Source organism: Mesohalobacter halotolerans, assembly GCF_006120725.1.
GTDB classification, from domain to species: Bacteria; Bacteroidota; Bacteroidia; order Flavobacteriales; family Flavobacteriaceae; genus Psychroflexus; species Psychroflexus halotolerans.
Genome location: NZ_SWMU01000005.1, coordinates 30,027 through 54,574, shown reverse-complemented (window position 1 = coordinate 54,574; position 24,548 = coordinate 30,027). Strand labels below are relative to the sequence as shown.

General features: G+C 35.4%; 24 protein-coding genes. 8 read left to right on the top strand and 16 right to left on the bottom strand.

Annotated elements, in window-relative coordinates:
* The first annotated feature begins 45 nt into the window (after positions 1–45).
* The gene (locus FCN74_RS11275) at positions 46–615 is read left to right on the top strand and encodes a pseudouridine synthase (RefSeq protein WP_138932712.1); all 570 of its coding nucleotides are present in this window, start codon (positions 46–48) and stop codon (positions 613–615) included.
* Here the strand turns inward: FCN74_RS11275 and trpA are convergent.
* From trpA to FCN74_RS11240, 7 genes are all read right to left on the bottom strand, one after another.
* The gene (gene trpA / locus FCN74_RS11270; protein WP_138932711.1) at positions 605–1,372 is read right to left on the bottom strand and encodes a tryptophan synthase subunit alpha; all 768 of its coding nucleotides are present in this window, start codon (positions 1,370–1,372) and stop codon (positions 605–607) included. The two genes, FCN74_RS11275 and trpA, sit on opposite strands and share 11 nt — an antisense overlap.
* A gap of 326 nt (positions 1,373–1,698) precedes the next feature.
* Positions 1,699–2,892 (bottom strand): tryptophan synthase subunit beta, encoded by a 1,194-nt coding sequence (gene trpB, locus FCN74_RS11265; RefSeq protein ID WP_138932710.1) that lies wholly within the window; start codon positions 2,890–2,892, stop codon positions 1,699–1,701.
* Complete coding sequence (locus FCN74_RS11260; protein WP_138932709.1) at positions 2,889–3,512, bottom strand: phosphoribosylanthranilate isomerase; 624 nt, start codon at positions 3,510–3,512, stop codon at positions 2,889–2,891. Before FCN74_RS11260 ends, trpB begins: the two co-directional genes overlap by 4 nt.
* A gap of 4 nt (positions 3,513–3,516) precedes the next feature.
* Positions 3,517–4,305: an indole-3-glycerol phosphate synthase TrpC gene (gene trpC, locus FCN74_RS11255; protein WP_138932708.1), complete on the bottom strand. Its 789-nt coding sequence runs from the start codon at positions 4,303–4,305 to the stop codon at positions 3,517–3,519.
* A 2-nt stretch (positions 4,306–4,307) separates the two neighbouring features.
* Positions 4,308–5,306, bottom strand: a complete 999-nt coding sequence (gene trpD / locus FCN74_RS11250) for an anthranilate phosphoribosyltransferase (protein WP_138932707.1) — start codon at positions 5,304–5,306, stop codon at positions 4,308–4,310.
* 2 nt (positions 5,307–5,308) lie between these two features.
* The gene (locus FCN74_RS11245; protein WP_138932706.1) at positions 5,309–5,875 is read right to left on the bottom strand and encodes an anthranilate synthase component II; all 567 of its coding nucleotides are present in this window, start codon (positions 5,873–5,875) and stop codon (positions 5,309–5,311) included.
* A gap of 16 nt (positions 5,876–5,891) precedes the next feature.
* Positions 5,892–7,295, bottom strand: a complete 1,404-nt coding sequence (locus FCN74_RS11240; protein ID WP_138932705.1) for an anthranilate synthase component I family protein — start codon at positions 7,293–7,295, stop codon at positions 5,892–5,894.
* A 290-nt stretch (positions 7,296–7,585) separates the two neighbouring features.
* Between FCN74_RS11240 and FCN74_RS11235 the strand changes: the two genes are divergently transcribed.
* Positions 7,586–10,108 carry an outer membrane beta-barrel protein gene (locus tag FCN74_RS11235; RefSeq protein WP_138932704.1) on the top strand — a complete coding sequence of 841 codons (2,523 nt, stop codon included), beginning with the start codon at positions 7,586–7,588 and terminating at the stop codon, positions 10,106–10,108.
* 55 nt (positions 10,109–10,163) lie between these two features.
* Here the strand turns inward: FCN74_RS11235 and FCN74_RS11230 are convergent, their stop codons facing one another.
* The 7 genes from FCN74_RS11230 to FCN74_RS11200 all read right to left on the bottom strand — a co-directional run bounded on the left by FCN74_RS11230 (position 10,164) and on the right by FCN74_RS11200 (position 16,984).
* Complete coding sequence (locus tag FCN74_RS11230; protein WP_138932703.1) at positions 10,164–11,054, bottom strand: Ppx/GppA phosphatase family protein; 891 nt, start codon at positions 11,052–11,054, stop codon at positions 10,164–10,166.
* Positions 11,054–13,126: a polyphosphate kinase 1 gene (gene ppk1 / locus FCN74_RS11225; protein WP_138932702.1), complete on the bottom strand. Its 2,073-nt coding sequence runs from the start codon at positions 13,124–13,126 to the stop codon at positions 11,054–11,056. Before ppk1 ends, FCN74_RS11230 begins: the two co-directional genes overlap by 1 nt.
* A complete protein-coding gene (locus FCN74_RS11220; protein WP_138932701.1) occupies positions 13,126–13,614 on the bottom strand; it encodes a SixA phosphatase family protein in 489 nt (162 codons plus the stop codon). Before FCN74_RS11220 ends, ppk1 begins: the two co-directional genes overlap by 1 nt.
* A 3-nt stretch (positions 13,615–13,617) precedes the next feature.
* Positions 13,618–14,262, bottom strand: a complete 645-nt coding sequence (pdxH, locus tag FCN74_RS11215) for a pyridoxamine 5'-phosphate oxidase (protein WP_138932700.1) — start codon at positions 14,260–14,262, stop codon at positions 13,618–13,620.
* A 45-nt stretch (positions 14,263–14,307) separates the two neighbouring features.
* The gene (locus FCN74_RS11210; RefSeq protein ID WP_138932699.1) at positions 14,308–14,619 is read right to left on the bottom strand and encodes a type II toxin-antitoxin system RelE/ParE family toxin; all 312 of its coding nucleotides are present in this window, start codon (positions 14,617–14,619) and stop codon (positions 14,308–14,310) included.
* Positions 14,620–14,622: 3 nt separating this feature from the next.
* Complete coding sequence (locus FCN74_RS11205) at positions 14,623–14,850, bottom strand: hypothetical protein (RefSeq protein WP_138932698.1); 228 nt, start codon at positions 14,848–14,850, stop codon at positions 14,623–14,625.
* 82 nt (positions 14,851–14,932) lie between these two features.
* Positions 14,933–16,984 (bottom strand): TonB-dependent receptor, encoded by a 2,052-nt coding sequence (locus tag FCN74_RS11200; RefSeq protein WP_171047166.1) that lies wholly within the window; start codon positions 16,982–16,984, stop codon positions 14,933–14,935.
* A gap of 34 nt (positions 16,985–17,018) precedes the next feature.
* Here FCN74_RS11200 and FCN74_RS11195 point away from each other — a divergent pair, with 34 nt between their 5' ends.
* Positions 17,019–18,752 carry a M14 family metallopeptidase gene (locus FCN74_RS11195; protein WP_138932696.1) on the top strand — a complete coding sequence of 578 codons (1,734 nt, stop codon included), beginning with the start codon at positions 17,019–17,021 and terminating at the stop codon, positions 18,750–18,752.
* On the opposite strand, the gene FCN74_RS11190 is transcribed toward FCN74_RS11195, so the two are convergent.
* Complete coding sequence (locus FCN74_RS11190; protein ID WP_138932695.1) at positions 18,720–19,343, bottom strand: NUDIX hydrolase; 624 nt, start codon at positions 19,341–19,343, stop codon at positions 18,720–18,722. The two genes, FCN74_RS11195 and FCN74_RS11190, sit on opposite strands and share 33 nt — an antisense overlap.
* An 8-nt stretch (positions 19,344–19,351) precedes the next feature.
* On the opposite strand from FCN74_RS11190, the gene pyrE reads away from it, so the two are divergent.
* Positions 19,352–20,002, top strand: coding sequence for an orotate phosphoribosyltransferase (gene pyrE / locus FCN74_RS11185; RefSeq protein WP_138932694.1), 651 nt, complete (start codon positions 19,352–19,354; stop codon positions 20,000–20,002).
* A 14-nt stretch (positions 20,003–20,016) separates the two neighbouring features.
* Positions 20,017–20,415: an SRPBCC family protein gene (locus FCN74_RS11180; RefSeq protein ID WP_138932693.1), complete on the top strand. Its 399-nt coding sequence runs from the start codon at positions 20,017–20,019 to the stop codon at positions 20,413–20,415.
* 127 nt (positions 20,416–20,542) lie between these two features.
* Here FCN74_RS11180 and FCN74_RS11175 read toward each other — a convergent pair whose 3' ends face one another.
* Positions 20,543–21,271: a biotin--[acetyl-CoA-carboxylase] ligase gene (locus tag FCN74_RS11175; RefSeq protein WP_138932692.1), complete on the bottom strand. Its 729-nt coding sequence runs from the start codon at positions 21,269–21,271 to the stop codon at positions 20,543–20,545.
* Positions 21,272–21,399: 128 nt separating this feature from the next.
* On the opposite strand from FCN74_RS11175, the gene rsfS reads away from it, so the two are divergent.
* From rsfS to FCN74_RS11160, 3 genes are read left to right on the top strand one after another with little or no spacing between them, the layout of a single operon-like run.
* Positions 21,400–21,762 carry a ribosome silencing factor gene (gene rsfS / locus FCN74_RS11170; RefSeq protein ID WP_246062621.1) on the top strand — a complete coding sequence of 121 codons (363 nt, stop codon included), beginning with the start codon at positions 21,400–21,402 and terminating at the stop codon, positions 21,760–21,762.
* Between the two features lie 18 nt (positions 21,763–21,780).
* Positions 21,781–23,928 (top strand): ATP-dependent zinc metalloprotease FtsH, encoded by a 2,148-nt coding sequence (gene ftsH / locus FCN74_RS11165; RefSeq protein ID WP_138932690.1) that lies wholly within the window; start codon positions 21,781–21,783, stop codon positions 23,926–23,928.
* Between the two features lie 16 nt (positions 23,929–23,944).
* Positions 23,945–24,547: an LUD domain-containing protein gene (locus FCN74_RS11160; protein ID WP_138932689.1), complete on the top strand. Its 603-nt coding sequence runs from the start codon at positions 23,945–23,947 to the stop codon at positions 24,545–24,547.
* Position 24,548 lies beyond the last annotated feature (1 nt).

Here is a 24,548-nt window from a genome sequence, read left to right as displayed (position 1 = left end):
TTAAACTTGAATGAAAAACATTAATTTTTAAGTTTTAACTCTGTTATGCATTTTCATTATAAGTTATACAAACCTTCAGGCTATTTAAGTCAGTTTATCAATAATCAAACCCGACGAAAAAATAAGAAACTGCTGGGTGAGCTCTTTAATTTTCATCCAGACACAATGCCAATTGGCAGATTAGATCAAAACTCTGAAGGTTTACTGCTTTTAACAACCGATGGGAAATTATCGTATAAAATTTTAAAAGGTGGTGTTGAAAAAGAATATTGGGTGCAAGTCAATGGTCTTATTACAGAAAAAGCAATACTTAGCATAAAATCAGGCATAGATATAAGTATCAATGGAAAACATTACAAAACAAAACCTTGTAAAGCGTATAAAATTAAAACTCCTAAGCTTCCTGAACCTCAACATCCTATTAAACCTCAAGGTGGTCAAGAAACCTCGTGGCTTTCCATTACGCTGACCGAAGGTAAGTTTAGACAAGTGAGAAAAATGACAGCAAAAGTAGGATTTCCGACACTTAGATTGGTTAGAGTAAGAATTGGCCTAGAATATTTAGGAAATTTGACTCCTGGTGAAGTTGAATGCAGAGACAAGTTTAAGATCTAATCGACTTTACAAACCCATCAATCCCGTTCACGCCATCCTTTTCCAACATTTTGATAAACGCACTACCAATAATAGCACCTTTAGCATGTGTGGTAGCTTGCTGAAAAGTGGCGTTATCCTTAATCCCAAACCCCACAACCTGAGGAGTTGTCAAGTTGTAATCGGCAATGCGTTCAAAATAATTGAGTTGTTCATCTGCAAATCCGCTTTGGCTACCGGTAGTCGCCGATGAACTGACCATATAGATAAAAGCATCTTTACTTTGTTTATCGATTTGATGAATGCGTTCTTTAGAGGTTTGTGGCGTGATGAGCTGAATATGCTTGAGGTCAAAATCCTGATAATCTTTTTGATGATGTTCTGCCCAATACTCATAAGGCAAATCCGGCATGATAAACCCATCAATCCCAATCTCTGAAGCATCCTGACAAAATTGTCGCACGCCATATTGCAACATCGGGTTAAAATACCCCATAACAATCAGTGGTATTTCCACATCTTGTCTAATATCTTGAATTTGCTCAAAAAGTTTTACAGATGACATCCCATTTTTTAAAGCTTGAGTTGAGCTTTGTTGTATAGTCGGTCCATCTGCAAGTGGATCGCTGTAAGGCAATCCGATTTCAACCATATCGACACCGGCATCTTCCAAACGTTTGATGATTTCAACGGTATCTTCAAGTTTTGGAAAACCTGCGGTAAAGTAAATTGAAAGCAGCTTTTTGGATTCTCTTAATTTTGATGTTATTCTGTTCATTTTATATATTTTTAATCGTCACTGCAAGGAGTGAGAGACTAAGCCTGCCTATGCCGTCAGGCGTGCAGTCTCATGATTTATATTTCAATAATTAAAACAAATCTAACTAATTATTAAAAGACTGCCGCGACCTCCTAAACTCGGTCTCGCAGTGACGGTGTAATTTGCGATATTATATGTTTTTTTCGTCACTGCGAGGATTTTATGACGAAGCAGTCTCTTGAAATTAAGTTAAACTTGGTATTAAAAACAAATCTCATTTAAAATCACAAGACTACCGCGACCTCATGAAGTCGGTCTCGCAGTGACGGTAACATTATTAATACCTATAACTTAAAATAATCCATATACGTCTTTAAATCTTTATCACCACGACCAGATAAATTCACGACTACCACATCATCAGGTTGAAATTGCCGATGCTTAAATACAGCAAAGGCATGAGCAGTTTCTATAGCAGGGATGATGCCTTCCAACTGGCTCAATTCCCAGCCGGCTTGCATGGCTTCATCGTCGGTGATGCTGATAAATTCTGCACGTTTTGATTCATATAAATGCGCATGCATCGGACCAATTCCAGGGTAATCTAAACCAGCCGAAATAGAATAAGGTTCGGTGATTTGTCCATCTTCACTTTGCATCAACAAAGTTTTACTGCCATGAATAATGCCTTGCTTACCCAGCTGAGAAGTCGCTGCAGACTCACCTGTAGAAACCCCTTTTCCAGCTGCTTCTACGGCAATGATACCCACATCTTTATCATCCAGAAAATCATAATAAATACCGGCGGCATTACTGCCACCGCCAACGCAAGCCATCACATAATCCGGTTTGTCTTTATGGCTTTGGGTTTTGAGTTGGCTTTTAACTTCTTTAGCGATCACTGATTGAAATCGTGCTACCATATCCGGAAAAGGATGCGGTCCTACCACCGAACCGATGATGTAATGGGTGTCAGTGGGATTGTTTATCCAATCTCTAATGGCTTCATTGGTGGCATCTTTTAGGGTTTTACTCCCAGACCTCGCCGGCACAACTTCTGCACCTAGCATTTTCATTCGAGCGACGTTTGGCGCTTGGCGTTTTATATCAATCGCTCCCATATAAATTACGCAGGGCATTCCCATCAAGGCACAAACCGTAGCCGTCGCCACACCATGCTGACCAGCACCGGTTTCGGCGATGATACGTTTTTTACCCAATCGCTTCGCCAATAAAATTTGGCCGATGGTATTATTGATTTTATGCGCACCGGTATGACACAAGTCTTCACGTTTCAGATAGATTTGAGTTTCATATTTCTCGCTTAATCGTTTGGAAAAATACAAAGGCGTTGGTCGACCCACATAATCTTTCAACAAACTATCAAATTCCTTTTGAAAATCATCTTGTCCCATGATTTTTAAATAATTCTCCCGAAGTTCATCAACATTGGGCATCAACATTTCCGGGATAAATGCACCACCAAATTGGCCGTAGAAACCTTTTGCATCAGCGTGATAAGTTTTGTGCTTAATCATGATTTTATGGTCTTTATAAATTTTTTAATGTGTTTAATATTTTTTATTCCTGGTTCAATTTCAAATTTTGAATTGATATCTACACCAGCCATTACAGGATATTTATGAAAAAGTTTTAGAACTTGTTCAGCATCATTTGGTCCAATACCACCACTTAATAAAAACGGCATATCAAAAGTGTAGTTTTCTAACAATGCCCAATCGAATTGTTGTCCGCTTCCACCTTTTAAATGGGTTTTGGTGTCTAAAATAATTTTATCGACGACGCCTTCAAAGGTCTTGATAACTTCAAAATCAGACTTACTTTTGATGGAAACGGCTTTGAATATTTCGATGGATGTCGGCAATTTAGCTTTTAATTTTTCAATATAAACCGAATTTTCATTACCATGCAATTGAATACCATCAAGCCTGAATTGTTTATGGTTTTCAAGAATAAATTCTATGTCTTCATCGACAAATACGCCGATTTTTTTGATGTGTTGAAAATTGGGCATGTCAGTCAGTTGAACTGCTCTTGGAGATTGATCATAAAAGATAAAACCAAAATAATCTGGCTGAGCCGTTTGAATAGCCTCTAAATTTTTAATTGCTGTCATCCCGCAAACTTTTACAACCATAATTTCAGTTTTGTTTTAAAGTTTGGATGAATTTCTGAGCTGCAAGACCAGGATTATCCGTTGTCATAAAATGTTCTCCCAACAAAAAGCCATCATAGCCAATTTGTGATAAATCTAAAATATCCTGAGGATGTTTGAGTCCGCTTTCTGATATTTTCACAACATTTTCAGGAATGTGCTCGATTAAGGCTTTACTGATTTGTAAATCCACTTCAAAAGTTTTGAGGTTACGGTTGTTGACACCAACGATGTCAATGCTTTCACAGAAAAACTGTTGTAGTTCTTCCAAATTGTGCACTTCTAAAATACTTTGCATGCCGAGTTGCTTGGCAAGGCTTGAAAATTGCTGTACTTCTGCCGGGTTTAAGCAAGCTGCGATGAGCAAAATGACATCAGCGCCATAGGCTTTACTTTCGATGATTTGGTATTCATCAACCATAAAATCTTTGCGCAATAAAGGTAAATTACAAGCAGAGCGGCAGAGTAATAAATCCTCTAATGATCCCCCAAAATACTTTTGTTCGGTTAATACTGACATTCCGGAGACACCGGCGACTTCGTAGGTTTTAGCCACATCAAAAACATCGGTTTTAAAGTTGAGATGCGGTTTGCTCGGTGAACGTCTTTTGTGTTCGGCGATGATGCCAAAATCTGAGTTTTTAAGCCGTTCAGTCAAAGCAAAACAATGGCGCTTAAAGTTGGGCATAGCCTCTAAATCTTTGATACTCACCGCCTGTTTTTTGTGGTCTAAAAGTCGCTTTTTAAAAGCTGATATTTCATCTAAAATATGCATGGTTAAATAGATTGACTCAATTCAATTAATCGGTTAAATGATTTTAAAGCCCGGCCGGATTTTAATGATTCTCGGGCTTCAGCAAAAGCGGTTTTTAAATCTATATCTTTTGATACAGAAATGGCTAAAGCCGCATTTGCACATACCACATGTTGCTGTTCAGGTGTGGATTTATTTTGTAAAACATTCATAAAAATATCAGCGGCTTCCCTAACGGAATTACCACCAAAAATTGCTTCCGGTGAATGACGTTTGAGCCCAAAATCTTCAGGCTCTAAAACCCGATCTTCTTGATGGGTGACCACTTTTGCCGATTGGGTCAATGAAATTTCATCATAGCCATCTAAAGCATGTACAATCGCATACGCCTTATGGTTTTTCTGGTAGAGGTAGGAATACAAACGCAACAATTGCAAACTGTAAACCCCGACCAATTGTTTTTGTGGCTGACAAGGATTGACCATCGGCCCAAGCATATTAAAAAAGGTTTTTAAGGCGAGGGATTTTCTCACCGGTGCCACAGTTTTCATCGCCGGATGAAACAAAGGCGCATGCAAAATACAGATATTGGCTTTGTCCAAACAATGTTTATGAATCGACTCCTCTTGCTGAAATTTTAAACCCAAAAGCACAAGCACATTAGAAGAGCCACTTACAGATGAAACCCCATAATTACCGTGTTTGGCTACATGAACACCAGCACCTGCCGTTACAAATGCAGCTAAAGTGGAAATGTTAAAAGTGTTTTTAGAGTCACCTCCGGTGCCACACAAATCGATGGGGTCAAATTCTGAAAAGTCTAAAGCATGACACAGTTCCAATAAAGCTTGTCTAAAGCCTGTTAGCTCATCTAAAGTGATGTTTCGCATCATGAAAACCGTGAGAAAAGCCGCGATTTGAACTTCTGAAAAATCTTCGGTAGAGATTTGTTTTAAAATTTGTTTGGCTTCGTCTTTAGACAAAGTTTCATGAGCGATAAGTCTATTGAGAATGGTTTTCATATTTAAGAATTTAACCAGTTTTGAATTATGGTTTTACCATGTGGGGTCAACACCGACTCCGGATGATATTGAACAGCTTTAACATTGTAATGTTTATGTCGAAGTGACATAATATTTCCTTTATCATCTACAGATGTGGCTTCTAAAACCTCAGGTAAAGCATTTTGAACTACCCAAGAATGATAACGACCAACTTCTATTTCCTCTGGAAGGTTTTGATATAATACTTCATCTTTTACTGTAATTTTAATGGCCGTTGCAATGCCGTGGTAAACCGTTTTCAAATTCTCAAGTTGTCCACCAAAAACTTCCGTGATGGCTTGTTGACCTAAACAAACGCCTAAAATAGGTTTCGTCTTGTAATAAGTCTTAATAATAGATTTAAGCTGTCCGGCTTCATCCGGAATGCCAGGGCCTGGTGACAATAAAATTTTATCGTAATTCTTGACGGCTTCTAAATTGATACTTTTATTTCTGACAACGTCAACTTGTGCATCAAAGGCTTCGAGATAATGCACGAGATTGTATACAAAAGAATCGTAATTGTCTATAACTAATATTTTTTTCATTTATATTGACCTTTTATTAAGATTGATTTTCTGCATGGTTTATGGCTTTTGTGAGTGCTTTTAACTTATTATACACTTCTTGTAATTCATTTTTAGGTTTTGAGTCGGCTACAATCCCAGCGCCAGCTTGGTAAAACAAGTGATGGTTTTTACTCACAAAAGAGCGAATGATAATAGCGTGATTATAATTCCCCTTAAAGTCCATAAAGCCAATAGCTCCACCGTAAGCATTTCTATTGACGGTTTCATATTTTTCTATGAGTTTTAGCGCCATAGGTTTTGGGGCACCACTTAAAGTTCCTGCGGGAAAAGTGTCGGCCACTAAATCAAAACTTTGGACAGTATCGTCCAATTGAGCGGTCACTTTACTGACCAAATGAATCACATGAGAAAAAAACTGAATGTCTTTATAGGTTTGTACGCTTACCTCTTTACCATGTCTACTCAAATCATTTCTGGCTAAATCGACCAGCATGACGTGTTCGGCATTTTCTTTAGGGTCTGCGGCGAGTTCTTCAGCAATTTTTCGATCTTTCTCGTCGTTTCCGGTACGTTTAAAAGTACCGGCGATGGGATGAATTTCAGCCATTTGCTTATCAATAACCAATTGAGCTTCCGGAGAACTGCCAAATATTTTGAAGTTTCCATAATCAAAATAAAACAGGTAAGGCGATGGATTGATATGCCTTAAACTGCGATAGACTTCAAATTCATCGCCTTCAAACGCTTGTTCAAACCGACGTGACAAGACCAATTGAAACACATCTCCACGTTGACAATGCGCTTTGGCTTTCTTAACCATATCGATGTATTCATCATCTTCAAGACTGGAAATTGGTTCTGAAACTTTTGAAAAATGATATGTCGCTAAACTTTGATTTTGAAGTAATTGTAAAATATTTTGCTTTTGACTTTTACAATGTGGGCTAAGGTGTTCAAAAATGTAGACTTCATTATTAAAGTGGTTGATAGCAATAATGTTTTGATATACCGCATAGTACAAATCCGGAATATCTAAATCGCCCTCTTTTTTGGTGATATCTATTTCTTCAAAGTGAGAAACGGCGTCATAAGCCGTAAAACCAAAAAGACCGTTATAAATAAATTTAAAATCCAAATTATCTGTTATAAAACTCGCCTTAAAATCACTGATATGCGAGGTCAGGTTTTCGTTTGCGTTTAATTGAATCTCTTGCGTATGTCCGTCAGGATAAGATGTTGTCAATACATTATTTTGCAATTTGATTAAAGCTATAGGATTACAGCAGATATAAGAAAAACTGTTATCACTGGCATGATAGTCGCTACTTTCTAGTAAAATACTGTTAGGAAATTCATCGCGCAGTTTCAAATAAACACTCACTGGCGTTAGAACATCAGCTAGTTGTTGTTGATAAGAGGTTTTTAAAGTATATTTCATTGTCAATAAAATTCAAAAAAAAAGCCTGTCGTGAGGACAGGCTTAATATTTATAATAAAAGTAGCATCTCACGACATAAAAAATGTGTGTGACCACCACCAGTTTGTTTTATTATTAAAAATCATACCACAAATATAATTATGATTTTGAATTGTAGGCCATCAGAACTATTTTTTTTTAAAATAAATAATGTTAATTTATTTATGATGTTCAAAAACCTCTTAACTCAACTTTAACTAGACTTCATTTTACCAAAGAGAATTGATACAGTCCAAATACAAAACGAAAACATGAAGTATTTAACAGGCTGTTTACTGATTTTTTTAAATATTAATCTTATTGCTCAGAATTACAAGTCTAAAGCTGATATTTTAAATAAAAATGAAATTAATAATAGCTTTGAGCTTGATAAATATAAAATTACCGGAAGGTTAATCGACCAGGAACAAAAACAACCTCTTGAGTATGCTACAGTTGGAATATTTAAACCAGGTACTGAAACATTAGTCAAAAGTACTGTTACAGATTTTGATGGCAAATTTTCTGTAAAAATCATAGAAGGTATTTATGATATCAGGTTTGAATATATTTCATATGAGACCAAAACATTCAAGAAAATTAAAGTAAACGCTGATAAAGATTTAGGTGAAATAAGCTTAAAGTTTAAGGCAAGTGAATTAGACGAAGTCAATGTGATTTCCGAAACAACAAAATTAGATGTCAGGCTTGACAAAAAAATATATACCTTGGGTAAAGATCTTACGGTTGCTGGTGGAACCGTCACAGAAGCACTTGAAAATGTGCCCTCAGTAAGTGTTGATATCGAGGGCGGAATTAGTTTAAGAGGTAATGAAAATGTTAGAATATTAATTAATGGAAAGCCATCTGCTCTGGCTGGCTTTGGAAATACAGATGTCTTACAGCAACTTCCCGCAGATGCCATAGAAAAAGTAGAAGTGATTACAAGCCCTTCTGCACGTTATGATGCTCAAGGTACAGCCGGTATTATAAACATTGTGCTTAAACGTGATAAAACTTTAGGCTTTAATGGTTCTGTAAGACTTCAAACTGGAACACCGTTAAACAATCGCGCCGCAGCAAATCTTAACTGGAGAACAGAACAATTTAATTTCTTTGGCAATATCGGCTACTCACATAGAAAACCGCCTGGTAATGCATCATTTGAAAGTAATTTTAGCAACGATAATCCAGATAGAGAGTTTGACCGAGTAATTGAAGACCGTTCATATAATAGAAATAGAAAAGACTTTAATTTCAATATAGGTGCGACATATTTTTTTGATTATAATACTTCAATCACAGCAAGTTATTTTGGAAGAACCGGAGAAGACGACGATCTGACCAATAATTTTACATCGACATTTAATGAAGGGGAATTTATCAATGAGAGGTTAAGGCAAGAAAAAGAAATTGAAGATGAAGAATCTTATCAAGTTTCTCTTAACTTCAATAAAAAATTTGATAATGACGGGCATGAATTGGATACGGAATTTCAATACTCTGAAGACAGTGAATACGCTCCTACTATTATTACTGAAGATGTTATTAACGGTGAAGATCAATTTATTCCTGATGAATCCGTCATAGAAAGGGAAGATCAAACTGAATATTTACTTCAAGCAGATTATGTAAGACCTATGGGCGAATCTCAATTTGAAGCTGGATTCAGAATTAATCTTGAAAACAACAAAGAGCCGTTTTTTAGAGAATTTGAAACCGAAGAAAACGAGGTTCAAGTTGATACAGTATTAACTAACGATTTTGAATTTGATGAAAATGTTTATGCTGTATACGCTCAATACGGCGATAAGTTTGGGGATTTTTCCTTTCTGTTAGGACTAAGGTATGAATATACACAACTTCAGGGTAAAACGACTTCAGACTTTGATTTGAGTGTTTTTGAAGAATTATTAGGGGAAGATGTCGATTTAAATTTTGACAATAAGTTTGATGGTTTATTTCCTACTTTAAATTTAATTTATGAACTAGGCGAAGATGAAAATTTTACGCTAGGTTACAATAGAAGAATTAATAGACCAAGAGGTTGGTATCTCAATCCTACTCCATCATTATCCAGTAGAACCAATATTTTTCAAGGCAACCCTAGTCTGAGACCCGCTTTTGCAAACGCAGTAGATTTAGGATATTTAAAACGATGGGATGAAAAATTTACACTAACTACCTCAGTCTATTATCAGAGAGAAACCGATGCCTTTGAGCGGATAGATGAAGAGGTTGGCACAACAGCAGATGGTCTTGTGATTATTAGATCTATACCTATAAACCTCTCTACTAATCAAAGAATGGGATTTGAAGTTGGTGCGCTTTATAATGCAACAGAATGGTTAAATATCAATTGGAGTGTGAATGGATTCAGGTTTGAAACGGACGGATTTTTTAACGGACAAGATTTTGGCGTTACCAATAACAGTATTACTTCCAGATTTAGCGCAAAGGTGGAATTACCTTATAAAATCCAATGGCAAACTAATGTCAATTATCAAGGGCCATTTGAAAATGCCCAAACCAAAACAAAATCTATTACGAGTGTTAACCTGGCCTTGAGTAAAGATATTTTAAATGATAATGCGACAATATCTGTTAATGTTAGGGATTTATTTAATAGTAGAATTAGAGATCGTATTACAACAGCTCCTACATTTACTCGTGAGAGTAATTTTCAGTGGCGAGAGCGACAAATTTCAGCTACTTTTATATACCGCTTTAACCAAAATAAAGAACGTAATGAAGGGCAAAGAGACGGAGATTACGGTGGTGATGGTGGATATTAGTCTAGCTTATGTTATTTTATGTAAATCGATAAAATAAAATAATAATTTTATAAAATTAATTATTGCCGTTATACATTGATTTAATAATTCCATCTGATAAGCCAATTTTAGGGACGTGAACGTTTCTAGCTTTACTGTATTTCATAGCCGTAAGATAAATCTCTGTTGCCGGCACAATCACATCTGCTCTATCTTGATTCATATTTAACTGAGCTATACGTTCTTCATAAGTTAAAGAATTAAGCAGTTGAAAATAAGAACTCAAATAGAAAAAGGATAAAGGCTTACCTGTCTTTTTTGCACTGGCTTTAAATATGTGATTAATATTTCCGCCGGATCCTATCATTTCTATTTTAGGAAACTGTTTTGTGCTTTGTTTAATCCAATTTCTAAATTCTTCCCAATCATTTTCTGACACAAGATTATTAAGTAATCTCACCGTTCCGAGATTAAAAGATTTAGAGATAACGGTATGTCCATTAGAATAGATGGTAATTTCTGTAGAGCCACCACCGACATCAACATAAATATAAGATTTTTCGGTCTGAATCAGTTCGTGAAGATCGGTAGCCGCAATGATAGCAGCCTCGTCGTTTCCATCTATAATTTCTATATCTATATCGGTGTCTTTTTTGATGTCTTCAACTAAAGTTCTGGAGTTTTTGGCATCGCGCATAGCTGATGTTGCGCACGCCCGGTATTTTTCAACCTTATGACAATTCATCAACAATTGAAAGGCTTTCAGGGTTTGTTTCATTCTAGACAAATTGTAATCTGATATATAATCGTTAACAAACACATCCTGTCCTAAACGGATAGGCACTCTCACCAGCGAGGTTTTTTTGAATGTAACTGGCTTGTTGTCTGGTTCTGTTATCGTTGAGATCAATAACCTCACAGCGTTCGAACCGATATCTATGGCAGCGTATTTTTTAATACTGAGCACTAATTATTTGGTTTTGAATTAAGCTTATTTTTATAATAATCATACATTTTAAACTGACTTCTGTAGGCCTCTTTATCATTTCTTTCATATTCATTTTTATCATGTGACGCCAGGTTACGAGCTTTCACATTATCTTTCCAACAAATATTAAACGTATTTATCAATTCTGTTTTAATATTTTCGTCGTAGATCGGGCAAGTAATCTCAACGCGGTGATCAAGATTTCTGGTCATTAAATCTGCTGAGGAAATGTAAACATCAGTTTTGTCGGGTGTTTTAAAAATATACAGTCGAGGATGCTCTAAAAATTTATCAACGATACTAATGGCCTTGATGTTTTCACTCATACCTTTTACCTCAGGTATCAAGCAGCAAATTCCTCTCACTATCAATTTGATTTTTACACCTGCACGGCTGGCTTCGTAAAGTTTACTTATCATTAAATAATCTGATAGACTATTCATTTTCAACATCATACCACATTCTTTTCCTGCTTTAACTAACTTGATTTGTTCATCTATTTTCTTGTAGAAAAAATTTCTTGTGTAATGTGGTGAAACGATGAGGTGTTTGTAATTCTTGATTTTATAATTGACTTCAAAAAAGTCAAAGACTTTGTTGATATCTTTTAAAATACCGCTATGGCTGGTAAATAAAGTATAATCTGTATAAATTTTAGCTGTATTTTCATTAAAGTTACCGGTACTTATAAAGCCGTATCGTTTTACTTTACCATGTTCTATACGGTCGATCACGCAAGATTTAGCATGCACTTTTAAGCCTGTAACTCCAAAGATAATTTTAACACCTTCACGCTGCATTTTCTCTGAGTATTTCACATTGTTGGCCTCGTCAAATCGAGCTTGTAATTCTATGGAAACAGTAACTTGCTTCCCGTTTTTAGCCGCATTGATTAGTGAACTGGCAATATGAGAAACATCAGCTAATCTGTAAATGGTAATTTTTATAGATTTTACATTGGGATCTAGAGCAGCTTCTCGCAAAAATTTTACAGTGTAAGAAAAGGTTTGGTATGGGGCAAATTGTAAGTAATCTTTTTCAGCAATTTTTTTAAACAAGCTCCCTTGTAGCTTTAATCCAGGTACAGGTAGAGGTTCAATTTTTTCGTACAACAAATGCTTAGCACCCAAGTCGGGAAATTTCATGTAGTCTCTTCGGTTGTGATAGCGTCCACCTGGAATTAAACTGTCTGTATTGTCTATGCCAAGTTTGAGCAACAAAAAATCTAAAGTGTCCTGATCTATCGTTTTATCGTAAACAAAGCGTACTGGATCACCTTCTCGACGATCTTTAACACTGCTCATGAGTTTTTCAATATAACTTTTACCTAAATCACCTTCTAGATCCAATTCAGCATCTCGCGTTATTTTAATCATATGAGCCGAAATGCTTTCGTATTCAAAAATGTTAAAAATAACATCAAGGTTGTATCGAATTAAATCATCTAACAATATCACATATTGGTTATCGCCCTCAGCTGGTAAAACCACAAAACGATTCAAACTCGTTGGGATTTGAACCAACGTATATCGGTTTTTAAGGCTGCCATCTGGAAGTTTCTGGACAAGTTTTACCGCTAGATATGCTGCAGAATCTTTAAGATTAGGCACCTTCTCAATGTCGTTTAGCATTATTGTCACTAAAGCGGGACTGACTTTTTCTAAAAAATACCGCTTTAAAAAAGCCTGGTGTTGAACGCCAACTTGGGTTTCGTCGACAATATGGATATTATGATCTTGCAATTTGTTTTGAATTTCACTTAATATCTCAAGACTTTCGGTTTGGTGTTTAATCACAATTTGGGTGATTTCTTTGAGTAATCTTGAAGCTTTATAACCACCGAGTACTTTCTTACCCGCTTTACCAGCCATATCTATACGCTTAATGGTAGCATAACGCACTCTGAAAAACTCGTCTAAATTGTTAGAAAATATACCGAGAAATCGCAATCGCTCGAGTAATGGTACATTAGGGTCTGAAGCCTCTTGTAAAACTCTGGCATTAAAAGCTAACCAACTTAGTTCTCGATTGTGAAACTGGTCTTGAGACATTACCGTAAATTTTTAGGAAATAAATGTAATATTGTTTTACCAGATGCCAAATCTTTCCAAGATGAATTTTTGAAATGCATCATGACTAAACCAGAAGTCGGTAAGTTATCAAAATACTGATCACCAAGTGCATTGGCAAGATTAGTAAACGCTGGATTATGACCAAACAACATAAGGTTATCTAAAGAATCATCTACAGTATAAAGGAATGCCTTTAAACTCGACTCATCAAAAGTATATAAATCAGATTCTATATGCAGATGTGTTTCTGGAATTCCCAGTTGTTTTAAAAAGTGCTTTGCGGTGCTTTCTGCCCGTTCTGCATAGCTGGATTTAAAGACAAAATCTTTATCTAAACAATGTTTAAAAGCTGAAGCGACATGCTCAATATCTTTATAAGCGCGCTTTTTTAAAAGCCGTTCATCATCTGGCAAATTATCTTTCCAGGATGATTTTCCGTGTCGCATTAATACTAAAGTTTTGGACATAATTTATGGTGCTAATCGTTTTATATTCCAGTCTAAATTGTCGAGTTGGTAAAGAAATCTATCGTGTAAACGGTTGGGACGACCTTGCCAAAATTCAAAAGATACCGGCTCAACACAAAATCCACCCCAGTCTTTGGGTTTTTCAACAGATTTGTCAGCGTATTTTTGCTCTAAATTTTTGAGTCTGTCTTCTAACACTTTTCGATTTTCAATCTCTTGACTTTGTGGAGAAACCAAGGCGCCTAACTGACTGCCTTTAGGACGGGATTGAAAATAACGTATGGAGGCTTCTTCTGTTATTTTTTCAGCTTTACCTTTGATGATAATTTGACGTTCGGCATGTGGCCAAAAAAACGACAAACATACATTAGGGTTGTTTAAAATGGCTCGCCCTTTTTCGCTTCCGTAGTTGGTATAAAACACAAAGCCATTTTCATCATAAGATTTGAGTAAAACTACTCTAGATTTTGGAAAACCGTCTTGACCAATCGTGCTGATGGTCATCGCATTGGCTTCATCTACATTTCCCGCTTCATCGACTTCCACAAACCACTTTCTGAATTGTTGAAATGGGTTCTGTTCTAATTCAGAACGAATCAAGGCTGATTTATTATAGGATTTTCGGTAGTTTTCTAAATTGTTTGGCATACTTTATAAAATTGAACTAAAGTCTTAAAATTAGTGTTTTTGAATTTATTGATTTCGATTAAGTTTTGATGGATTTTGCCGAGTATCAAATACATCACTTATTTTTATGAATTTATTATTTAAATCAACATGATAAATGATCTTATAATTTTTATAAATTAAATATCTGTAATTAAATTTTCTATGAGAAAGTAATTCTTCTTCTTGTCCGATAAGTGGAAGTTTAATGAGTTTTTCTGTTTCTTTGATAATGCCAATAGCTATTTTTTTGGCTATCTCAATACTCGCTTCTTTTACGTAGTAATCATAAATTTTATCAAGTTCGTTTTCAGCTAACTCAGACCATACGACTCTCATTTTTTAATCGTATTTAGCTTGAAGTTGAGAGCTGTATTTGAAGCGATTATTTTTAAAATCTGATTCAGATTGTGCTATTCTGCTTTCCAACTCTTCTTGAGTCATGGGCTCAAAAACTGGAGTGCCACTTTTTTCATTTAGTAGAATTTTTTCTAACTTAGATATAGTTTCAGCACTTTGGAGTTGCAAAAACTCTTGTATAAATTCAATTTTACGAGCTTCTAAATTCATGGTCTTAGACTTTTATCAAATATACAAAAAATTTCGGCTTATTTTTATTGAGTATTTTGGAATGCGTATTTTTAAATCAATTCTACAACCCATAATTAACCAAAACTTTGAAATAAAATTGACGTGGCATACCCGGATAAAAATATCGGGGTTCCGAACCACCAAATCCAACGGCATTGGGCAACACACTGGCAGCATAATCTTTATCTAGAGCATTATTAACTCCAAAACTCATTTGAGATGACGTATTAAACCATTGGACCCGGCGACTCAAGTTCAAATTTAAAAGTTCATAGCTTTCGGTGTAAAGTGTATTGGCATCATCTAACGGCATTCGTCCAACCCACTCAGTATCTAGCCTAAACGACCAATCGTTTTGATAAATCAGCTGAAACCCAAAATTCAAATCGTATTCGGGTATAGCCGGGATTTGGTTGCCTGAAAAGTCATTGTCATTATCTTTAAAGTCTGTAAATTCAAAATCGTTTAAAACCACATTAACAAAGCCTTTGAAAATTAAATTTTCAGATAAAGGCTTTTTAAAATTCGCTGAAAATTCTATACCTGTATGCTGGGTTTGTCCGGCATTAATACCCACAAAACGGTCTTCTTCAACACGTCTGGCCACAATTAAATCTTCAACATACATTCTAAAAATAGTCAATTGAATATCAAAAGTTTTTTGGTTAGACACCCATCGGCTTCCTAACTCGACATTATGTCCAAAAGAAGGTTGAAGGTTTGCATTAAAAAACCCTTCATCATCAAGGCTTTCATCAATGCTTGGCGTGGCGGTACCCATACTGTAATTGGCAAACACATTAAAATTTTCCTTAAGATTATAAGAGAAATTGAGATTAGGCAGCAATTTAGGCTCGTATTGCAAATCGCCACTTTGGTTTAAACCATCGTTAAGAAATTGATCATCGGTTTTGTAATGGGCAAAGTTGAGATTTAAACCTGCTGCAACCTCAAAGGTTTCATCAAAATTATAACTGGCCGTCATAAAAGCATTAAAGCGCATACGGTTTTGATCAAATGCATTGACCAAAGCACCTTGGATGCTTCTGCGCTCAGGAGTATTTCGAAAAAGATTATCAAAATTTTGAGCTTCATACCAATCGGTTTGCCATTCAAATCCGATTTGAGTTACTAAGGGTTTGGCATTCCATAGAAAATTGTGTTGCAATCGACTTCGCAAACTGAGCCCCATTTCTTTTTCATCCAATATATCAAAAGGTCTTGGCTCGAAGGCATCGCGAACATTAAATGCAATTGAAGTTATCCATTGGTTAGAATTGTTAAACTTATGACTTAAAGTTGAGGCTAAGAACAATTTGTCATAGGATTCAAAACCAGCTGCGGCATTCCAGTTATCTGCGGCTTTTTGAGGATTATTTTCAAAATCTGTCAATGATAAAGAACTTGGAATAAAGGCTTTAAGCCGAGTAAATAGCAACAAATTCTGCCATTGCCAGGACGAATTTATATCTGTAGTAGATAACAGCGTAAAATTTTGTCTTTCGTAATCGGCATTATCTCTATATTCATGCGACTGAATGTGATTGGCATAAGCTTGTATTTGCGTTTGCCCTAAATTTTCAGCGATATTAAAACCCAGTTGATAACGGTCATAACTTCCTACTCCTGTCATTGCGCCGACAGTGTTTTCTTTGCTTTGGGTTTTTAAAATGATATTGCCACCCAAATTAGCGCCCAAAATTGAAGATTTTGGACCCTTGATAACGCTGAGCTGTCCCAAACTATTCAAATCAATATCGTCAATTACTGATATCCCATTGGCATTGGTCAGAGGAACATCGTTGATGTAAAGTTTGAGCCTATTTGTAGAAAATTGTGATCGCGCTCCAATCCCACGAATGGTAATCCGATTGGTATTTAAAGCCCCTTGTTGCATCAACACGCCGGGGATTTGATTTAAAATGGGGGTTATGATGACTGAATTGTTAGACTGAATATCTTTTGAAGACACTGAAGTCGTGATAAAGTTTGAAAGTTGAGATGTTTTTGTTTTTAAGGTCACGGTTTCAAGTTGTGTAGTATCAGAAACCTTGTCTTGTGAAAAAGCATGAAAAAACGATAAAAGGACTAAAAAACCAGTAAATAATTTCAATATATTGTATTTTTCCACAAATCTAAGATTTTATATGATGGTAAAAATTAGGCTTTTTCTTTTACTTACAACATTATTACTACTCTACTCTTGTGACAACACAAAATCAAAAAAGTTTGATTATAAAATCCGGTTTGAATATTCCAAAGGTCAAGAAACCGCTACCTACGATGAAATGATAGCCTTCTACAAATCTGCAGAAGAAAATTCGGCTAATGTCAAGCTACAAACCTTCGGTCAAACCGATATCGGTTTACCACTATATTTGGTCACATATAAATCGCCAAAAGCTGATGACAATGCTTTGCATCTTTTAATCAATAACGGCATTCATCCCGGTGAACCCGATGGAATTGATGCCAGTATGTTGCTATTGCGGGATATCATCAATAAAAAAAATGATTTCTCTGACAACGTAATTCTTCACCTTATTCCAGCTTATAATCTCGGTGGGATGCTCAACCGCAACAGCACGACGAGAGCCAATCAAAACGGCCCAAAAGCTTATGGCTTTCGCGGGAATGCCAAAAATTATGATTTGAATCGGGATTTTATCAAAATGAACACTAAAAATATGGAAGCTTTTGCTAAAATTTATCATTCCATCAATCCCGATGTGTATGTTGAAACCCATGTGAGCAATGGCGCTGATTATCAATATACTTTAACCCACTTATTAACGCAACACAACCGACTCGGGCACAGCTTAGGTAATTTTATTGAAAATGATTTTAAACCAAACTTAGAACAAAATCTAAACGATAAAAAACTACTTATTACACCCTATGTCAATGTATTTGGACGAACACCTGAAGCGGGTTTTAGTCAGTTTTTAGATTCACCGCGATACTCAACAGGTTACACGAGTTTGTGGAATACTTTAGGATTGATGATAGAAACTCACATGCTTAAACCTTACGATGAACGCGTTTATAAAACAAAATCAATGTTGGAAAGTATTATTGAACTATCGTCAATTCATGAAGACAACATCAAATTATCTAGGCAAAACAATTTTAAAAACTTCAAAAAAGATGAATTTTATAAATTTAATTATGTAGTCGATTCTACGCAATTTGAAATTTTAGATTTTAAAGGTTTTGAAGCCGAATACATCAACAGTGAGATTACGAATCAAAAACGTCTAAAATACGACACGACACAGCCTTTTGTAAAACCCGTTAAATATTTCAATCACTACAAAGCTCTAGATTCCATTCGAATTCCGGATTATTACATAGTCAAATCAGCATGGACAAAAATTATTGAGAAACTCAACATCAACCAAGTAAAAATGCAACAACTTAAGAAAGACACTTTAATAAAGGTTGATTGCTACCGCATAAAAGATTATAAAACTGTCAATTCGCCTTATGAAGGCCATTATTTGCATTACAAAACCAAAGTAACAACTGTAAAAGATTCTGTTGATTTAAAAAAAGGCGACTGGCTAGTTCCAACTCATCAAAGCGCTAGAAAATACGTGATTGAAGTTTTAGAACCAGAATTAAAAGACTCGTTTTTCAATTGGAATTTCTTCGATTCGATTTTACAACGTAAAGAAGGCTTTTCGGCTTATGTATTTGAAGATTATGCTGAGGAATTTTTAAAAAATAACCCTGATGTCAAACTGGATTTTATCATGAAAAAAGCAAGCGATGAAAATTTTAGAAATAACGCTTATGCCCAACTTAATTGGCTATACCAACAAAGTCCACTATATGAAAAAGCCCATTTAAGATACCCGATCTTTCGGGTGTTTGATTAAATATTCTGAAGGGAACAATAGTTTGATGTTTTCATAAGATTTATGCAGGGCTTTTTGAGATTTTTCAAAATTTTTCCATTTGACTTTTTTGATGCCTTCTGAGGTTTCAGGGACTAATTCACCATTATAGTTTGAAAACATCTCATACCAATAGGTTTCTTTGAGCTTGTATTTACCATTGCGTTTTAAGATATGGTATGTGGTATCAATAAAGCGCTTAATTTCTAAATTTTCAACCCCAGTTTCTTCCCAGACTTCTCTTATGGCCGCATCCTCAAGGCTTTCGCCTTTGTCCACTTTCCCTTTTGGTAAATCCCATCGGCCTTTCCTGTAAATAAATAATATCTCTTTTTTAGGATTAAATACCATTCCGCCAGCTGCTGTGATCAATTTCAATTTTTTTTTCAAATGCTTCAATAACTTTTCCTCTTTTTTGTGATACAGATTGACGTAGTAGATTTTTTTATTGACGATATCTTGAATAAGTTTTTCAATGTCAACATGTTTTATAGGAAAAGAAGTATATTTTGTGCCAACTTTCTTTTGCGTTGACAAAATTATTGGCACATCATTGACAAAAACTTTATACATTTGCACTTATGATTTTAGATGACAATACAGCCCAAGAAACTGCAGAATTACTTTTACAAATAAACGCAATAAAATTGAAACCACAAGACCCCTTTACATGGTCTAGCGGTATAAAGTCTCCAATTTATTGTGACAACCGAATCGTTTTGTCCTATCCGCCAATTCGTAACTACATCAAGGGTGAAATGGCTAAACAAGTTGAACAACTTTACGGCAAACCCGATATCATAGCCGGTGTGGCCACAGGTGCTATTGGCATTGGGGCTTTAGTCGCAGATGCTTTGAGCTTACCATTTGTGTATGTGCGACCTCAACCTAAGTCTCACGGACGTCAAAACCAAATTGAAGGCCAACTCGAACCCCATCAAAATGTTGTTGTTATCGAAGATTTAATCAGTACAGGACAAAGCAGTTTAAACGCTGTAAAAGCCCTAAAAAATGAAGCTCAAGCCAATATCAAAGGACTGCTTGCTATATTTTCATATGGCTTTGATGAAGCCGTCAAAAACTTTGAGGATGCTAAAATTCAATTGAATACTTTAAGTAATTATGAGCATTTGATTCAAAAAGCATTTGATACCAGATACTTAAATCGGGATGAACTTAACCTCTTAAAAACATGGCATTTGAATCCCAAAGCATGGGAATCAAGTAATTAATCTTAAACAAACTTATGAATTTAGAAACTCCAAAAATCACCATCAATAAATCTCAAAAAGAACTTTTTACTTACCTGTCTAAAGCTGACAACTATCTTAACATCATGCCTGATGGTGTAGAAAAATTTGAGGTTTTAACCGAAGATAGCTTTTTATTTCAACTCAAAGGTATGCCGGTTATTCAGTTAGCCTTCAAGGAAAAAGAAGAATTTGGTAGAATAGTCTTAGTGGCTGATGGTGGCAAATTTCCTTTCAGCCTAACGGCACATTTTGACGCCGTAAGCGACGATAAAACTGCATTTCAATTGAAATTTGAAGGAGAATTTAACGCCATGATGGCCATGATGATCAAATCGCCGATCAACAAATTTATTCATGCTTTATCTGAAAATTTCAATAAGATCATGGCTTAAATTTACAATAAAGCTCAAAATACGTCATTGCGAGGAGGAACGACGAAGCAATCTTTTGAATAGAATACCCTACTCATTTTTCAACACCCACCTCAAACTCAAAGCCACACAAATGTTCAAGTTATGATCAATACTGTTGGCTGATTTCTTTATGGTTAAAGTAAGATTGCTTTCGGGATTTGAATTCAACACACAATTTACCATCTAATTGAACATCCGTAATCTTACCGGTATGCGACTCTCCACTGGCTAGTGTAAATATTGAATCCCTCTCAAAGTTATATAAATTTTGCTTGTAAGTATTGATAATATGTTGTGGTGAATATGTTTTTAATGCCTCGGGAATAGTTTCCAATTCTTCAATAAGGGCTTGAAGCAATTGATGACGATCAACAGACTCTTGGATTATATTTTTTAATGAAGAGGCTTGTGGCAAATTTTCAAAATAACTTTGATTGACATTTAACCCGACTCCAACATAACTGGATTTAATCAAATTTTTGTTTAAGGTGTTTTCGATTAAAATGCCACAAATTTTAAACTGGTCTGACAAAATGTCGTTAGGCCATTTAAACCTTATATTTGGGATATTGTTAGATTTCAATACTTTTAAAATTCGTAAGCAAACCATAGCATTGAGAACAAATTGATTTTCAATCTCAAGGTCTAAGTCGTTAAAAACGACTGTAAACATAAGGTTTTCAGACCTTGAACTTTGCCATTGGCTGTTGAGCTGACCACGACCTTCAGTTTGAAATTCTGCAGAAACACAAAAAGCGTTTTCTGTTTTGTCTTTATTTAAAACCTTTGCTAAAGCATTTGTAGAGGTTGTGGCATCAACTTTGACAATATTCATATAAATTGATTTAGGAGCAAATTTAAACAAGAATGCTACATAATCATCATTGAATAATGTTTTGTTAAGTCAAGACAATTTTCGTTAAAAAAACTTATTTTTGTATCAACAAAATTTAAAATATAGCATTGACAAACGACAATAACCAGCTCATAACATTAATTATTGAAGGAATTGAGAATGTAAAAGGTGATGATATACAGTTATTAGACTTGAGAGATATCGACAATAATGTTTGTGATTATTTCGTCCTTTGCACAGGTAGTTCAAATACACAAGTTGATGCCATAGTTAATTCCGTTCAAAAACATGTGAGTAAAAACCTGAAAGACAAACCCTGGCATATAGAAGGTCATGGCAATTCTCAATGGGTTTTGATGGACTACGTTAATATTGTCGTTCACGTTTTTCAACATCAAGCTAGAGAATTTTACGATTTAGAAGGTTTATGGGGTGATGCAAAAATCACCCAAATTGAGACTAATTATTAATTTTAGATGAAGAAGTAGATGGCTAATAAAACATCAAATACACCCCCAAAGAACAGGACCCCAAAAAATTCGAAAAAACCAAATCCTAAAAAACCGGGATACAATCTGTATGTCATTATTGGTATTGTCGTCCTATTTTTTGGACTCCAATTTTTTGTAGGAAATGGTTTTGGAAGTGGCGCTAAAGATATCAGTATTGCACAATTTGAGAGTTACCTCAAAGATGGCGATTTTAAAAAAGTGGTCATTATAAAAAATGCCGGAAGAGCTGAAGTTTATCTCTCTAATGAAGCAAAATCTCAACCAGAACACAAAGGTAAGAGCAACGATAATGTTTTTCCCGGTGCCAATTCGCCGGATTATCAATTTGAATTCGGAGACTTGCAACTCTTTGAAAAAAATGTCAAAGACATTAAAGATGAATACAACTTAGAAACCGAAGTCAACTTCGATAAAGAAGATACCCTGTTTAGCGATATATTGATAACTCTACTCCCTTTTGTACTCATTATAGGAATATGGATTTTTATTATGAGAAGAATGAGTGGTGGCGCTGGTGGTGGTCCAGGTGGGCAAATCTTTAATATTGGTAAATCCAAAGCCAAATTATTTGACGAAAAAACAGACATCAAAACCTCATTTAAAGATGTCGCTGGACTTGAAGGCGCTAAAGAAGAAGTTCAAGAAATTGTAGATTTCTTGAAATTTCCTGAAAAATATACCAACCTCGGTGGTAAAATTCCTAAGGGGGCTTTACTTGTTGGTCCTCCTGGAACTGGTAAAACCTTACTAGCACGAGCAGTCGCCGGTGAAGCTAATGTCCCATTTTTCTCCTTATCGGGTTCTGATTTTGTTGAAATGTTTGTCGGTGTTGGTGCTTCTCGTGTAAGAGATTTATTTAAACAAGCCAAAGAGAAATCCCCATCTATTATTTTTATAGATGAAATAGACGCTATAGGTCGATCTCGAGGAAAAAGTAACTTTTCGGGTTCCAATGATGAACGTGAAAATACTTTAAATCAGCTATTAACAGAAATGGATGGTTTTGGCAATAATGCTAATGTCATTGTTTTAGCTGCAACCAACCGTGCCGATGTTTTAGATAAAGCATTAATGAGAGCTGGAAGATTTGACCGACAAATTTATGTAGACTTACCTGATATCAGAGAGCGAAAAGAAATTTTTGAAGTTCACTTAAGACCGCTAAAGAAAATAGGTAGCGACATAGATACTGAATTTTTAGCGAAACAAACTCCAGGATTTTCCGGAGCCGATATAGCCAATGTGTGTAATGAATCAGCTTTAATTGCTGCAAGAAAAGGAAATAAACAAGTTACCCGACAAGACTTCCTAGATGCCGTAGACCGAATAATAGGTGGGCTCGAAAAGAAAAATAAAATCATGACCCTCGAAGAAAAGAAAGCTATTGCCTACCACGAGGCGGGTCATGCTACTGTGAGTTGGCTACTTGAACATGCCGCGCCCCTTGTTAAGGTGACTATTGTCCCAAGAGGGCAGTCGCTTGGTGCTGCTTGGTACTTACCTGAAGAAAGACTAATCGTAAGAACCGAACAAATGCTAGACGAGATGTGTGCAGCCATGGGTGGTCGTGCAGCTGAAAAAATCATTTTTAACAAAATTTCAACTGGTGCTTTAAGCGACCTGGAAAAAGTGACCAAACAAGCTAAAGCAATGGTGACTATTTATGGCCTAAACGATAAAGTTGGAAATTTAACTTATTACGATTCTTCTGGTCAGGCCGACTATAATTTTACAAAACCATACAGTGAAAAAACCTCTGAAATTATTGATAAGGAAATCTCTAAAATGATTGAAAAACAATACCAGAGAGCCTTATATATCCTTCAAAAAAATAAAGATAAATTAGAAAAATTGGCCAATTTACTCTTTGAAAAAGAAGTAATTTTCAAGGACGATATGGAAGATATTTTTGGCAAAAGACCTTTCAAAAAACCTGAAATGATAACGCCAAAGCATAAACAAAACGGTCAAGATAAATCTGAAAATAAAAAATCTTTAGACAATCATTCAGAAAATAATTCGGACCCCAAAAAATCATCTGCAAATACCGATGAAAATTCTGTTGTAAAGTCTGATGATAATTCTGATAAACCAAAAGACAAAGAAATACCCAAAAAGAATTGATTGAAGTAAAAGATTTATGAACTTTTTAAAACGTCTATTAGGGCTTAAACCAAAAGCATCAGCCGACAAAGAAGCTGATAATAATAAGTTTATGCCTAACACAAAACCACCTATAGACGAACTATTCATGATTAACTTTAAAAAAAATGGCGGAAAATTTATCTATTGTGAAAACAAGTCAGAACTACTGGATAACTTTAATGCCATTTTAAAAGAAAATGATTGGCTAGCCCAATCGGTTTACTCTCATCAAATTGATCAAGATCAAACCTACTTAAAAGATCTTGACCTTGAATTTACTTCTGAGAAAAATGCGGAAATCTTAGTAAGCAATTGTGAATATTTGATAGCTAATACCGGAGCAATAATGGTTTGTGCTAAACAAATTGGAGAAGGTAAGCTTGTCTATTTACCCCATAATTTTATTGTATATGCTACCACAAGCCAACTTTTGGAAAGTCTTGGTGAAGGGCTTCAATCGATTAAGAAAAAACACCTGTCTGGAATTCCGGCAAGCATCACAACTTTAAAAACATTTGAAGAAAAAACCGATTCTGACTTCTTAAGTTACGGGAGCACACAAAAAAACTTATATTTGTTGCTCTTAGAAGATTTGTAAC

What these genes read in the sequence shown, in the direction of transcription:
- FCN74_RS11275 (WP_138932712.1), top strand. Translation starts at nt 46, where the DNA reads ATGCATTTTCATTATAAGTTATACAAACCTTCAGGCTATTTAAGTCAG.
- trpA (WP_138932711.1), bottom strand. Translation starts at nt 1,372, where the DNA reads ATGAACAGAATAACATCAAAATTAAGAGAATCCAAAAAGCTGCTTTCA.
- trpB (WP_138932710.1), bottom strand. Translation starts at nt 2,892, where the DNA reads ATGATTAAGCACAAAACTTATCACGCTGATGCAAAAGGTTTCTACGGC.
- FCN74_RS11260 (WP_138932709.1), bottom strand. Translation starts at nt 3,512, where the DNA reads ATGGTTGTAAAAGTTTGCGGGATGACAGCAATTAAAAATTTAGAGGCT.
- trpC (WP_138932708.1), bottom strand. Translation starts at nt 4,305, where the DNA reads ATGCATATTTTAGATGAAATATCAGCTTTTAAAAAGCGACTTTTAGAC.
- trpD (WP_138932707.1), bottom strand. Translation starts at nt 5,306, where the DNA reads ATGAAAACCATTCTCAATAGACTTATCGCTCATGAAACTTTGTCTAAA.
- FCN74_RS11245 (WP_138932706.1), bottom strand. Translation starts at nt 5,875, where the DNA reads ATGAAAAAAATATTAGTTATAGACAATTACGATTCTTTTGTATACAAT.
- FCN74_RS11240 (WP_138932705.1), bottom strand. Translation starts at nt 7,295, where the DNA reads ATGAAATATACTTTAAAAACCTCTTATCAACAACAACTAGCTGATGTT.
- FCN74_RS11235 (WP_138932704.1), top strand. Translation starts at nt 7,586, where the DNA reads ATGAAGTATTTAACAGGCTGTTTACTGATTTTTTTAAATATTAATCTT.
- ppk1 (WP_138932702.1), bottom strand. Translation starts at nt 13,126, where the DNA reads ATGTCTCAAGACCAGTTTCACAATCGAGAACTAAGTTGGTTAGCTTTT.
- FCN74_RS11220 (WP_138932701.1), bottom strand. Translation starts at nt 13,614, where the DNA reads ATGTCCAAAACTTTAGTATTAATGCGACACGGAAAATCATCCTGGAAA.
- pdxH (WP_138932700.1), bottom strand. Translation starts at nt 14,262, where the DNA reads ATGCCAAACAATTTAGAAAACTACCGAAAATCCTATAATAAATCAGCC.
- FCN74_RS11210 (WP_138932699.1), bottom strand. Translation starts at nt 14,619, where the DNA reads ATGAGAGTCGTATGGTCTGAGTTAGCTGAAAACGAACTTGATAAAATT.
- FCN74_RS11205 (WP_138932698.1), bottom strand. Translation starts at nt 14,850, where the DNA reads ATGAATTTAGAAGCTCGTAAAATTGAATTTATACAAGAGTTTTTGCAA.
- FCN74_RS11195 (WP_138932696.1), top strand. Translation starts at nt 17,019, where the DNA reads ATGATGGTAAAAATTAGGCTTTTTCTTTTACTTACAACATTATTACTA.
- FCN74_RS11190 (WP_138932695.1), bottom strand. Translation starts at nt 19,343, where the DNA reads ATGTATAAAGTTTTTGTCAATGATGTGCCAATAATTTTGTCAACGCAA.
- pyrE (WP_138932694.1), top strand. Translation starts at nt 19,352, where the DNA reads ATGATTTTAGATGACAATACAGCCCAAGAAACTGCAGAATTACTTTTA.
- FCN74_RS11180 (WP_138932693.1), top strand. Translation starts at nt 20,017, where the DNA reads ATGAATTTAGAAACTCCAAAAATCACCATCAATAAATCTCAAAAAGAA.
- FCN74_RS11175 (WP_138932692.1), bottom strand. Translation starts at nt 21,271, where the DNA reads ATGAATATTGTCAAAGTTGATGCCACAACCTCTACAAATGCTTTAGCA.
- ftsH (WP_138932690.1), top strand. Translation starts at nt 21,781, where the DNA reads ATGGCTAATAAAACATCAAATACACCCCCAAAGAACAGGACCCCAAAA.
- FCN74_RS11160 (WP_138932689.1), top strand. Translation starts at nt 23,945, where the DNA reads ATGAACTTTTTAAAACGTCTATTAGGGCTTAAACCAAAAGCATCAGCC.